11 protein-coding genes are annotated in these 12,409 nt (G+C 67.9%); 10 read left to right on the top strand and 1 reads right to left on the bottom strand.

Annotation, left to right across the window (positions count from 1 at the left end; genetic code table 11):
• Window positions 1-194 precede the first annotated feature (194 nt).
• From C1876_RS15715 to C1876_RS15685, 7 genes are all read left to right on the top strand, one after another.
• Entirely contained in the window at window positions 195-1,019 is an 825-nt protein-coding gene (locus tag C1876_RS15715; protein WP_114547668.1) for a 4Fe-4S dicluster domain-containing protein, read from the top strand.
• A 1-nt stretch (window position 1,020) separates the two neighbouring features.
• Window positions 1,021-3,237: a molybdopterin-containing oxidoreductase family protein gene (locus C1876_RS15710; protein WP_158544715.1), complete on the top strand. Its 2,217-nt coding sequence runs from the start codon at window positions 1,021-1,023 to the stop codon at window positions 3,235-3,237.
• Between the two features lie 58 nt (window positions 3,238-3,295).
• Entirely contained in the window at window positions 3,296-3,967 is a 672-nt protein-coding gene (locus C1876_RS15705; RefSeq protein ID WP_114547666.1) for a TorD/DmsD family molecular chaperone, read from the top strand.
• Between the two features lie 63 nt (window positions 3,968-4,030).
• Window positions 4,031-4,834 (top strand): 4Fe-4S dicluster domain-containing protein, encoded by an 804-nt coding sequence (locus C1876_RS15700; RefSeq protein ID WP_148044574.1) that lies wholly within the window; start codon window positions 4,031-4,033, stop codon window positions 4,832-4,834.
• Between the two features lie 10 nt (window positions 4,835-4,844).
• Window positions 4,845-5,723 carry an NrfD/PsrC family molybdoenzyme membrane anchor subunit gene (nrfD, locus tag C1876_RS15695; protein WP_158544714.1) on the top strand — a complete coding sequence of 293 codons (879 nt, stop codon included), beginning with the start codon at window positions 4,845-4,847 and terminating at the stop codon, window positions 5,721-5,723.
• A gap of 30 nt (window positions 5,724-5,753) precedes the next feature.
• Window positions 5,754-6,161, top strand: coding sequence for a GntR family transcriptional regulator (locus tag C1876_RS15690; protein ID WP_244910178.1), 408 nt, complete (start codon window positions 5,754-5,756; stop codon window positions 6,159-6,161).
• A gap of 39 nt (window positions 6,162-6,200) precedes the next feature.
• Complete coding sequence (locus C1876_RS15685) at window positions 6,201-7,160, top strand: slipin family protein (protein WP_244910177.1); 960 nt, start codon at window positions 6,201-6,203, stop codon at window positions 7,158-7,160.
• Window positions 7,161-7,193: 33 nt separating this feature from the next.
• Here the strand turns inward: C1876_RS15685 and recQ are convergent, their stop codons facing one another.
• Window positions 7,194-9,110, bottom strand: a complete 1,917-nt coding sequence (gene recQ / locus C1876_RS15680; protein ID WP_114547662.1) for a DNA helicase RecQ — start codon at window positions 9,108-9,110, stop codon at window positions 7,194-7,196.
• Between the two features lie 603 nt (window positions 9,111-9,713).
• Between recQ and C1876_RS15675 the strand changes: the two genes are divergently transcribed.
• From C1876_RS15675 to C1876_RS15665, 3 genes are read left to right on the top strand one after another with little or no spacing between them, the layout of a single operon-like run.
• Entirely contained in the window at window positions 9,714-10,208 is a 495-nt protein-coding gene (locus tag C1876_RS15675; protein ID WP_114547661.1) for an RNA polymerase sigma factor, read from the top strand.
• The gene (locus tag C1876_RS15670; RefSeq protein ID WP_244910176.1) at window positions 10,201-10,776 is read left to right on the top strand and encodes a hypothetical protein; all 576 of its coding nucleotides are present in this window, start codon (window positions 10,201-10,203) and stop codon (window positions 10,774-10,776) included. Before C1876_RS15675 ends, C1876_RS15670 begins: the two co-directional genes overlap by 8 nt.
• 16 nt (window positions 10,777-10,792) lie before the next feature.
• Complete coding sequence (locus C1876_RS15665; RefSeq protein WP_244910175.1) at window positions 10,793-12,409, top strand: vWA domain-containing protein; 1,617 nt, start codon at window positions 10,793-10,795, stop codon at window positions 12,407-12,409.

Raw genomic sequence — 12,409 nt, 5'->3', positions numbered from 1 at the left:
CCCCCCCAACTCTTCCCTCATCCCTCTTGACTTGTTCTAGTGTTCTAGAATAATATAACCATAGAACAACAAGGAGACCCAGGGAACGCGGGGGCGCGAGAAAGGAGGAAGCGGGGTTTCGGCAGCCGAGCGGAACGAGCCGCTCGGTTCAACACGACGGACGAGAGCTGAGGTCCACGAAGAAAGGGGGAGCCATGACGAAGTACGGCATGGCGATCGACTTGACACGGTGCACGGGATGCCAAACCTGCGTGGTGACGTGCCAGATGAACAACAATCAGAGGCCGGGAGTGAGCTGGAGCGCAGTGGACACGATCGAGGAGGGCACCTGGCCCGACGGCGACCGGTTCCAACTTCCCCACGCCTGCATGCACTGCGACGACGCCCCGTGCGTGCACGCCTGCCCCACCGGCGCGAGCGCGCAGCGCGACGACGGCATCGTGACGGTTGACTACGACACGTGTTTGGCCTGCGGTGCCTGCGTCATGGTGTGCCCGTACGAAGCGCGCCACATCAGCTTCAAGGACGCCTGGTACTTCGGCGCCGACGAGCCCGCGCCCTACGAGAGCTACGGCACGCCGCATACGGACGTGGCCGAGAAGTGCATCTTCTGCGCCGAGCGCGTGGACGACGGCGCCCTGCCCCACTGCGTTGAGGCCTGCCCCATGGCGGCGCGCCTCTTCGGCGACGTGAGCGACCCGTCGAGCGAGATCAGCGCGTACATCGAAGCGAACAACGCCGAGAACCTGCGCGGCACGTCGCTGTATTATGTGAAGGGCGACCACGACTTCAGCCTGCGCGAGGCGCTCATGACCAACGAGTCGAACGTGCCCGCCATCGTGCGCAGCGAGGCGGCGCCCGCCGGCCCCGCCGGCGAGACGCAAGGGCCGAACGCCGCCGTCATCGGCGTGGGAGCCGTCGCCGTCGCCGCCGTGGCGGCGGGCGCCGGGTTCGCAGCGGGAGCCAGCCGCGGCAAGAAGCACGCGCACGATGTTGTCGAGGGAAAGGAAGGCGAGTAATATGACCACGCCGAACAGCACGATCAACCTCTCGCGCCGCGCCTTCATCGGCGCCGCAGCCCTCGGAGCGGCCGCGCTGGCCGCGGGCGGCCTGGAAGCCGCCGCGCCCGAAGACGCCTTCGCCGCCGAAACCGCAGGCGAAACGTACGTGTACACCTCCTGCCCCATGTGCAACCAGTCCGTGTTCTGCGGCCTGAAGGGCACGGTGAAAGACGGCAAGCTCGTGCGCGTCGAGGGCAACGACCAGCACTCGAAGCCCACGCCGTGCCTCAAGGGCCTCACGAGCCTGCAGAACGTCTACGACCCGAACCGCCTGCTGTACCCCATGAAGCGCACGAACCCGAAGAAGGGCCTCGGCGAGGACCCGCAATGGGAGCGCATCACCTGGGACGAGGCGCTGTCCACCATCGCGACCGAGTTCAACAAGGCGAAGGAAACCTACGGCGCGTCCTCGGTGACGTTCCACTCGGGTGACCCGAAGGAGCACCTGCCCATGTTCTGCCGCGTGGCGGCCCTGTTCGGCACGCCGAACGTGTCGTGGGGCGGCGCGCAGTGCGCCTTCGCCGAGATGCTGGCGGGCATTCTCGACTTCGGCGGGAGAACGGGATCGCTGCCGAACGCCGACACGAAGGTGCACCTGCAATGGGGCTCCAATATCGCCTGGTCGATGTACCCGCAGCCCACCGCGTACCGCGGCATGCTGGACGCCAAGAAAGCCGGATGCAAGTACATCGTCATCGACACGCGCCTCACCCCCACCGCCGTGCAGCTGGCCGATATCTACCTGCAGCCGCGCCCCGGCTCCGACGGCGCGCTGGCGCTGGCCATGGGCAACGTCATCGTCGAGGAAGACCTCTACGACCACGACTTCGTCGAGAACTGGACCGAGGGCTTCGACGAGTACAAGGAATACGTGAAGGAGTTCACGCCCGAGAAGGCCGAGGAGATCACCTGGGTGCCCGCCGACAAGATCCGCGAGGCGGCGCGCATGTGGGCCGAAGGCGGCCAGGGCACCATGTGGGTGAGCCCCCACTCCACCACGCACCACTCCAACGGCGTGCAGAGCACGCGCGCCATCCATCAGCTGCTCGGGCTCATGGGGTACTGGGACCGCGAAGGCTGCAACAAGCTGGCCCCCGGAATCACCGGCACTGACGACTCCTCCTTCCAGCTCAAGGACGTGGCGAAGGAGCTGCTCGACCAGCGTGCGGGCGTCGAGCGGTGGCCCGTATGGTCGCTCACCTCGACGTACTACCAGAACAACGGCCTGCTGGAATACATCAACGACGGCCTCATCCACGCCGGCGTGTTCCTGGGCACCAACCTCATGAACTTCGCGCAGACGACGCTTATCCAGGAAGCGGTGTCCACGCTCGACTTCGCCGTGGCCATCGACATCCACCTCAACCCCTGGACGCACGACTACATGGACATGGTGCTGCCCTCCGCCGTGTGCTGGGAGCGCGTAGCCCCCTTCCAGACGCAGCCGACCGGCCTCATCGGCAGCCAAGCCGCCATGGAGCCCGCGGGCGAGGCGCGCGAGGACTGGCAGATCCTGCTCGACCTGGGCTGCGCGCTCGGCTTCGAGGAGGAATGCTTCCATGGCGACCTCAAAGCCTGCATGCAGGCGTACCTCGACGCCGGCGGGTCGGGCGCGACGGTCGACGACGTCCAGGCCGCGCTGCCCGGCCCCTACCCGCTGCCGTCGGCCGGCGAATGGTCGCCCAAGCAGTACGAGCAGAAGGGCTTCGGCACGCCGTCGGGCAAGATGGAGTTCAAGAGCGGCATCCTGGAGAAGTGCGGCTTCGAAGGGCTTGCGAAGTACGAGGAACCGCACGTCAGCCCCGTGGCCACACCCGACCTGTTCAAGCAGTACCCGCTCATCCTCACCACGGGCAACCGCGTGCCCTGGTACGTGCACAGCAAGTACCGCCACACGCCCTGGCTCAACCAGTTCATGCCCGAGCCCATCGTGAACATCAGCCACGAGGACGCCGAGGCGCGCGGCCTCGAGCAGGACGACATGGTGCGCATCTACAACCAGCTGGGCGAGGTGCAGTTCAAGGTGAACATCACGAACCTCATGCATCCGGGCAACGTGGAAATCCTGCACGGATGGGAACAGGCGAACTCCTGCCTGCTCATCGACCGCGTGTTCGATCCGATTTCGGGCTTCCCCACCTTCAAGGACGCCCTCTGCGAGATCGAGAAAATCTAGCGCTCCACCGGCCCCGCGCACCCCTCCCTGCGCGGGGCCCTCGAGGAAGGAACCGTCTATGGTCACGAACGATGCCCTGCACGCCGCGCTGGAAGATCGCGCGGCCACGTACGGGCTGCTCGCCCGCCTGTTCAACCGCGAGGTGGACGAGGCGCTGCTCGAGGGATTGCGCGCGCTGCCCTTCCCCGCCGACACGGGGCGGCCCGACCTCGACGAGGGCGCCCGCCTCATGGGCGCCTACCTGGCGGCCGCGCACGACGACGCGCGCACCGAGCTGGCCGTCGACTTCGCGCGGCTGTTCCTCGTTCGTAAGCGCTCGACGCGCGTCGCCTGCTACCCCAACGAGTCGGTGCACACCTCCGACGAGCGCATCACCATGGGGGACGCCCGCGACGAGGTGCGCGCGCTCTACCTGCGCGAAGGACTCAAAGCAGCCGACGCGGCGCGGCTCGGCGACGACCATATCGCGCTCGAGCTGGAATTCATGCAGGCGCTTGCCGCCCGCAGCCTCGCATGCGCGCCCGGCGACGAGGCCGACGGCGGAACGAAGTGGCGCGAGACGCTCGCCGCCCAGGCGGCGTTCCTCGACGGCCACCTGCTGAACTGGGTGCCCGCCTTCGCCGACCTCATGGCCGACTCCGCGCAGACGGACTTCTACCGCGGGCTGGCCGCCATGCTCGCCGCGTTCCTGCGCGACGACCGCGCATTCGTGGAGGAGCTGCGGAACTGAGGGCGTGGAAGCGGCGGGCAACACCTGCTATGATTCCTCCGAGGGGAAGACGAGGAGGGGAACGTGACGAGATTCGGGATGGCCATCGATCTGGCGCACTGCGCGGGATGCCAAACCTGCGTGGTGGCCTGCCAGATGAGCAACGCCCTCAAGCCGGACGTGGCCTGGCTGTCGGTGGACACCCTCGAATGGGGGCGGTGGCCCGAGGGCGACCGCGCGTTTCTCCCCCACGCCTGCCTCCATTGCGACGAACCCTCCTGCGTGAAAGTGTGTCCCACCGGGGCCAGCGCCAAGCGCGACGACGGCATCGTGGAGGTGGCATACGACCGCTGCATCGGCTGCGGCGTATGCCTGACGGCCTGCCCGTACGGGGCGCGCACCATCAACGCCGACGATCGATGGTTCTTCGACGCCGCCGCGCCTGCGCCCTACGAAACGGATAGCGCGGGACGCATCGGGGTGGCCGAGAAGTGCACGCTGTGCGCCGCGCGCGTCGACGAGGGCGGTCGGCCCGCGTGCGTGGACGCCTGCCCCGTGGGCGTGCGCGTCTTCGGCGACATGGACGACCCGCAAAGCGACGTGCGCGCCTTCATCGAGGAGACGGGCGCCGAACCCGTCGCGGGCACGGGCCTGTTCTACGCCGTGGGGTCCCGATCGCTCGACGCGGGGCAAGCCATCAAGAAGCGCTTCTACCGCCCCGCCACCGAAGCCGTCAAACAGGGCGAGGGTGCCGCGGGCGGCGAAGGCAACCCCGCCGTCGTCGCGGGCGCGGGCATCGCCGCGGCGGCGCTCGCCGCGGGAGCGGGGCTGACGGCCAAGAAGAATCGGGACCGGCGCGCAGCGCGCGCCTCGTCCCCGGAAGAATAGGCGGGCGCGGGTGTTCAGCGATTCCATCACGTGGTACCTCTTCCTCGGAGGAGGCGGGGCGGGCGCCGTGACGGTGCTGGCGCTATGCGACCTGCTGTTCGGCCGCTGGTCGAAGCGGCCCGAGCACCTGCGCCCCCGCTGGGCCGGTCAGCTTTCCTCAGGCTTCTTCATGCGCGGCTACCTGCTTGCCGGCGGCGCGCTCGTGCTGGGGGCGCTGTGCCTGCTGCTCGACCTCGCGCATCCCGAGCGCTTCCTGTACGTGCTGCTCTACCCCACCTTCTCGGTGCTCACGTTCGGCTCGTACGTGCTGAGCGCCACCGTGGCGTGCGCCGTCGCCCTGGGCGGCATCGCGCTGTTCGGCACCGCGCGCACGCCCGTCGTCCTCGTCCGGGCGCTCGAAGCGTGCGCCGTGGTGTTCGGCGTGTCGACGATGGCCTACACCGGCGTGCTGCTGTCCGAGATCGGGTTCGTGCCGCTGTGGGGCAGCCCGCTGCTGCCCGTGCTGTTCACGTGCTCGTCGCTGTCGGTGGGCGCCGCCGTGGCCCTGGCGGGCGCCTGGCCGTCGGCCGCCGAGACGCCGCACCTCATGCGGGCCCTCTCGCGCGCCGACAGCGTGCTCATCGTCGTCGAGGCCGTGGCGCTCGCGGCCTACCTCGCGTTCGCAGCGCTAGCGTTGGGACAGGGCGGGGCCGTGGAGACGCTGCTGACGGGGTCGAACGCCGAACTGTTCTGGATCGGCTTCGTGGGCGCGGGGCTCGCGGGGCCGCTCGCGCTCGACGCGGCGTACGCCGTCACGAGAACGCCGTCGTTTTTGGCGGTTGCCGTGCCTTTTGTGCTGGTCGGCGGTTTTTTCCTGCGATACTGCATAGTCAACGTACAATTCGTATAGACCATTGCAGGCAAGGACGGTCGGCGAATCGTGAGCGAGAACGGAAGAGGTGAAGACGTGGCCCTGATCGAGGTGGACGATACGAGCGGCATCCCCATTTGGGTGCAGGTGCGCAATCGCCTCATGTACCTCATCGACTCAGGCCACTACAAGAACGGCGACCGCCTTCCCACGGTGCGCGCGCTGGCCGCCGACATCAACGTCAACTACCACACCGTCAACAAGGTGTACACGAGCCTCGAGCACGACGGCTACATCAGCTCGAAGCGCGGCCGCGGCGCGTTCGTGAGCAAAACCGACGGCGTGGACGACGAGGCCACGTCGGGCGACGTCATTCTCGTCGAGAGCATTCGACAGTGCCTCGAGCTGGGCATGACCGTCGACGACGTGGAGCAGCGCTTCGCCAAAGCGCTTGACGGATTTCGGGCCGACGCCTAGGAGCCGACGCCCGCGTTACCAACCTGCATGGAGGACGCTATGAAAAGAACCATCGATCGCACCGGCTCCACCCGCACCCTCGGCGACACGGCCCTCATCGAGCCGGCAGCCGCGCCGTTCGTCCCCTCGAAGGCCACGAAGAGCGGCGCCGTGCTGTTCTCCATCGTGCTGGCCGTGGTGGTGTTCGCCGCCATCATGGGCGTATCGTACTTCGGGTTGGGACTCATGAACCTCGGGGTGCTGGCCGTCGCCGCCATCGTGGCCGTGTCGCTCGCGCTCACCATGCACATCGCCATGGAGTGGGAGCGCGTGGTGATCTGCCGCTTCGGCGCGTTCAACCGCGTGGCCGGGCCGGGGCTCATCTTCACCATCCCCATCATCGAGCAGGCGGCGTGCCACGTGGACATGCGCACCATCTCGACGCCCTTCGGCGCCGAGAAGACGCTCACGAGCGATCTCGTGCCGGTGGACATCGACGCCGTGCTGTTCTGGATGGTGTGGGACGCGAAGGCGGCCTGCATCGAGGTGGAGAACTATCCGCAAGCCGTGTCGTACATCGCGCAAACCGCCATGCGCGACGCCATCGGCCGCATGAGCGTGGCCGAGGTGGCGCTGTCGCGCGAGCAGCTGGACAAGGAGCTGAAGACGGTCATCGAGGAGGAGACGGAGCCGTGGGGCATCGCCGTCCTGTCGGTGAAAGTGCGCGACATCGTCATTCCCGCCGAGCTGCAGGAGGTCATGTCGCTCGAAGCGCAGGCCGAGCGCGAGAAGAACGCGCGCCTCGTGCTGGCGAGCGCCGAGGAGGACATCTCCGAGATGATCGCAAGCGCGAGCGGCGTCTACGAGAACAACGACGCCGCGCTCAAGATCAGGACGATGCACCTGCTGTACGAGAGCATCAAGAAGTCGGGCGGCACCGTGGTCACCGTGCCCTCGTCGCTGAGCGACGGTTTAGGCTCGTCGGCCGACGACCTGGCGAAGGCGCTCAAGGACCGGTAAGGAGCTGTCGCGCGTCCGCGGGAGCGCGAACGGCTACGACCCCGCTCCCTCCCGCTCGTATGCGGCGATCTCGGCGAGGAAGGCCTCGCCGTAGCGCGCAAGCTTCGTGGCGCCCACGCCCGACACTTCGAGAAACTCCTCGTCAGTGGCGGGTTTGCGCGCGCACATGTCGCGCAGGGCGGCATCGGAGAACACGATGTAGGGAGGCTTTCCCGCCTCGTCGGCAAGCTGCTTGCGCAACGTGCGCAGGCGCTCGAACAGCGCGGGATCGGCATCGCCCGCCGGCGCTCCCGACGAGCCGAACACGTGCCCGCCCCCGACGCCGTCGCGCCGTCGCTCGGGCTTGCGTAGAACCCGCTTCATCGAAAGGCTGAACCCCTCGTCGGCCGCCTCGCGAGCGCGCGGCCCCAGCCCCACCACCGGGTACGTTCCCTCGGTGATGAGCAGGTAGCCGCTTGCGGCCAAGAGCTCGATGACCTCCTTCACCTGAGCAGCCGGCACGTTCACCGTGTTGTAGCTCGCCGCCTCCTCGAGGTGCATGTCGAGCAGCTTCGCGTTCTGCGACCCGCGCAGCACATCCACCACCATGCCCTTGCCGAACCGCCCGTGCAACTCCTGCACGCACCGCATGACGGCGAGCGCCGTGTCGGTGACGTCCATCGACTCGAATTCCCCCGCGCAGTTCGAGCAGTTCGCGCAGCCCGCCGAGGGCGCGCCCTCGGCACCGACGTCGTCGGCCTGCGGCGCCGTGCCCGCTTCCTCGCCAAAGTAGTCGAGGATGTAGCGGCGCAGGCAGCCCGTGGTGTGGCAGTAGCCCGTCATGGCCGCGAGCAGGCGGCGGCGCGAGGCGCGCACGGCTTCGGCCTCTTCGGTGGAGAGCTCCTCGTTGCCCGACTCCTGCTCGATGAAGAACCGGCAGGTGGACACGTCGCCGTCGCTCCAGTACAACAGGCAGGTGGACGGTTCGCCGTCGCGCCCGGCGCGGCCGGCTTCCTGGTAGTATGCCTCGATGGAGCCGGGCATGTTGTGGTGGATGACGTAGCGCACGTTCGACTTGTCGATGCCCATGCCGAACGCGTTGGTGGCCACCATCACCGGCGCGTCGTCGGCGATGAACGCGCGCTGGCTCTCCTGCCGCTCGGCCGTCGGCATGCCCGCATGGTAGCGCGCGGAGCGGATGCCGGCCTCGAGCAGCGCGGCATGCACCTTGTCGGTGTCCTTGCGGGTGGAGCAGTACACGATGCCGCTGTCGCCCGCGTGCTCGAGCGCGTAGGCGGCGATGCGGGCGATCTTGCGCTTCGGATCGAGACGCTCCACGCCGAAGTACAGGTTGGGGCGGTCGAACCCGGTCACCACCTCGTAGGGGTTGCGCAGGTCGAGCAGGCGCATGATGTCGGCGCGCACGCGCGCGGTGGCCGTGGCCGTGAACGCCGCCACGATAGGGCGCGTGGGCAAGAGCGCGATGAAGTCGCCGATGGTAAGGTAGGAAGGGCGGAAGTCCTGGCCCCATTGCGACACGCAGTGCGCCTCGTCGACGGCGACGAGCGGGATGGCCGCCTCACGGGCGAACTCGATGAACCGCGGGTCGGACAAGCGCTCGGGCGCCACGTACATGATCTGGTACGCGCCGTCGAGGGCGCGGCGCAGCACGGTGGACTGCTGTCCCGGCGTGAGCGTGGAGTTGAGGTAGGCGCCGCGAATGCCCGCGTCGAGCAGCGCGCGCACCTGGTCTCCCATGAGCGACACGAGCGGGCTCACCACGATGGCCAGCCCGTTCAGCACCACGCCCGGAACCTGGTAGCACACCGACTTGCCCGCGCCGGTGGGCATGACCGCCAACGCGTCGCGGCCCGACAGGATGGCCTCGACGACGCCCTCCTGCCCCGGTCGGAACGACTCGTAGCCGAAGTGCTGTTTGAGCGCCTGACGCGCCTGCGAAAGATCCGTCACTGCTGCTTCCTCCCCGCCGCAACGCGGCAAAACCGAACGCGTCCCATGATACCGCATCGCCGCAAGAACCCGTCTTGCGCATCAACGGGAAGCGTGTATAATGCGGGTTATCAGCGGTGCCCGCAGGGTTAGACCTCTGGGCGGGTGACGCGGATTTTGGCTAGGCGGTCAGAGTGTCAGCTCTACCGCCTTTTTTGTGCCCTTTTCGCCTCGTTCCTCGCTTTCCGCTTTCGTTGCCACCAGTCGTAGGCTGCCAGAAGAAATGACAAGATGGAACACAGTCCTGCGATCAGATTGAAACTATCCATCGGGCAATCACCTCCTTTCGAAGGCGCCACCCGCCGGAAACGGACACCGTTGACAGCATGATTCTAGTCTGCCGGACGCGATCTGTGAAGTAAAAGTTTCCCCAGTTCATAAGGTATTTTCGCGCGCTTGATTTGCGCTGGAATCGCATGTGTTGGGCGCTGGATTCCCGCTGGAAAGCGGGGGCGAATCCGCTGGGTTTCGGCAAGGTCGCGCGCGGCGCGCGAAACGCTTCTTCCCTCTGCTACCATACGTTTCGAAAACGTCCCGACAAAACGAGCGTCCCAGTCGTGTTAGGTGCAGAAAGGGATACCGCTGACGAACGCCATCGACATAACCGCGCTGTTTCGCCGCCACGCCAAGACGGTGTATCGGCTGTGCTACTCGTTCCTCGGCAACGCGGCCGATGCCGAGGACGCGACGCAGAGCGTGTTCATGAAGCTGGTCGACCGCCCGCGGCGCTTCAACGACGAGGAGCACGAGAAGGCATGGCTCATCGTGTGCGCGCAAAACCAATGCCGCGACGAGCTGAAGAGCGCGCAGCGCACGCGGCGGGCCGCCCTGCCCGACAACCTCGCGGACGAACGGGCGCCCGCACGCGACGACACGCTTGAAGCGGTGCTCGCGCTGCCGGAGAAGTACAAGACCTGCGTGTACCTGTTCTACTACGAGGGGTACCGCACCGCCGAGATCGCCGCGATGACCGGCGTGCCCGCCTCGACCGTGCGCAGCCATCTGAGCGAGGCGCGTTCGCTGCTGAAAGACCTGTTGGGAGGTGAGCACCGTGGATGATCGTCGCACCGATTCGCTCGAATCGCAACTGGCCGACGCCTACGATCGCATGGGTCCGTCCGCGGACGCCGAGCGCCGCATGCTGAGCGCCCTCGTGGCCGCCCAGCAGCGCGCGCCGAAGCGGCGCGTCAAGGCGCTGCACCTCGTCATGCCCCTTGCGGCCTGCCTCGTGCTGCTGGCCGGCGTCGGCGTGCTCGCGCTGAACGGAGCGCTCTCGGCGTCGCTCGACGAAACCCTCGGCGCAGCGAGCGGTACCGCAGCCGATCCGTCGTCCGCCTCCGAGTTCTCCGCCATCGGGGACGCCCTCGAAAGCGACTTCGACCTGCGCTTCCCCTTCGTCACGCTGTCTTCCGGCGAGCACCTGCGCGTCGCCTTGAGCGACGAGGCCCCGCTCACGGCCGACCCCGCTCACGTGGGTGACGAGCTCGAGCGCACCGTCGCAACCGGCCCCGACGAGGCTTCGTCCGTCCCGTGCACCGTCTTCGCCACAAGCGACCCCGACCATCCCTTCGCCATCCGCTACGACGACGATACCACGTTTTACCTGGCCGATCGCGTCGAAGCCTGACCGAACGGAGGATGCCATGCCCGTCATGCTGCAGCCCGCCCCGCGCCCTCGTTGCGCTCCCGCCCGCGCTTTCGCCCCCACGCGCGGCACAGCCGCCTTCCTCGCCCTCGCGCTTGCGTTCGCCCTGCTCGTCGCAAGCGCGCTGCTCGCCGGCTGCGTCGCGGACGAACCGCTGAAAAGCGGGGAGAGCGACCTGTCCGCCGTCGGCGACGCCCTGGGAGATGCGACCGCGTCCCTCGCCTGCCCGCCTTCCGCGTCCGCGCCGCGCTCGTCATCGTCGCCGTCCACGCTGTCCGCCGACGTCGACACCGCTTCGTACTGCATCCTGCGCAGCCTCGTGGCCGACGGCTACGGCCCCCTCGACCTGCCCGACGGTGCCGTGCGCACCGAGGAGCTGCTCAACTACTTCGACTACGACTACCCCGCCCCCGAAGACGACGAGCTGTTCGGCGTGTCGGTGCAGATGGGCCCCTGCCCGTGGTACCGCGAGCGGGCGCTGCTCGTCATGGGGTTCGCCACCGAGCCGGACGAGTACGCCGCCTCCGCCGGCTCCAACCTCGTGTTCCTCATCGACGTGTCGGGCTCGATGGACGAACCCGACAAGCTGCCGCTGCTCAAGGATGCGTTCGCCACCCTCGTCGCGGGGCTGAGCGAGCGGGATCGCGTGTCCATCGTGACGTACGCGAACGACGAGCACGTGGTGCTCGAGGGCGCGCCGGGCAACGAGGCGGACCGCATCATGGGCGTCGTCGACGGCCTGACCGCGTCGGGCGCCACGAACGGCGAAGCGGGGCTCGACCGCGCCTATCGGGTGGCCGAGGAGCACTTCATCGAGGGTGGGACGAACCGCATCATCCTGGCGTCGGACGGCGGCCTCAACGTGGGCATCTCGTCCGAGGACGCGCTGCACGAATACGTGGACCAGAAGCGCAAGACCGGCGTGTACCTGTCGGCGCTCGGCTTCGGGGCGGCAAGCTATCGGGACGCCGTCATGGAGACGCTCGCCGACCACGGCAACGGCGCCTACCACTACATCGACTGCGCCGAGGAGGCCGAGCGCGTGTTCGGCACGAACCTCTGCGCGAACCTCGTGCCGCTTGCCAACGACGTGAAGGTGCAGGTTGCGTTCAATCCGACGCAGGTGAAGCGCTACCGGCTCGTCGGCTACGAGAATCGAGCACTCGCCGCCGAGGAGTTCCGCGACGACGACGCGGACGCGGGCGAGGTGGGCTCGGGCCACGCGTTCACCGTCGCCTACGAGCTCCAACTGACCGACGCCGCCTTCGACACGGCCGAGCCATGGCTCACCTGCACGATGCGCTATCGCCCCGCGGGCGACCCCGATGCGGGCGTCCGCGAGCAGCAGCGCACCGTCGACGCCTCGAGCTTCGCCGAGCAGCCGAACGACGACTGGACGTTCGCCGCCGCCGTCATCGAGTGCGGCATGAGGCTGAACCACGCGGGATTCGCCGGCGACGCACCCCTCGAGCAGGCGCGCGAGCTCTTGTCCACCATCGAGCTCAACGAGCAGCGCCGCGGCTTCGACGACCTACTGGCCACTCTCGTCGAACGCGACGCGGCACGCGCTTGCGCAGCCCCGGGTGCACCGCGCATTGCCGACATCGCACCCTAA

Origin of the sequence: Eggerthella sinensis (assembly GCF_003339815.1) — a bacterium.
GTDB classification, from domain to species: domain Bacteria; phylum Actinomycetota; class Coriobacteriia; order Coriobacteriales; family Eggerthellaceae; genus Eggerthella; species Eggerthella sinensis.
Note: the sequence above shows the minus strand (reverse complement) of the source record. Positions and strands in the feature narration are given on the sequence as shown.

Bases quoted from the DNA above. Each gene is read 5' to 3' on its own strand.
- C1876_RS15685 (WP_244910177.1), top strand. From the start codon at position 6,201: ATGAAAAGAACCATCGATCGCACCGGCTCCACCCGCACCCTCGGCGAC.
- C1876_RS15705 (WP_114547666.1), top strand. From the start codon at position 3,296: ATGGTCACGAACGATGCCCTGCACGCCGCGCTGGAAGATCGCGCGGCC.
- C1876_RS15665 (WP_244910175.1), top strand. From the start codon at position 10,793: ATGCCCGTCATGCTGCAGCCCGCCCCGCGCCCTCGTTGCGCTCCCGCC.
- C1876_RS15710 (WP_158544715.1), top strand. From the start codon at position 1,021: ATGACCACGCCGAACAGCACGATCAACCTCTCGCGCCGCGCCTTCATC.
- C1876_RS15715 (WP_114547668.1), top strand. From the start codon at position 195: ATGACGAAGTACGGCATGGCGATCGACTTGACACGGTGCACGGGATGC.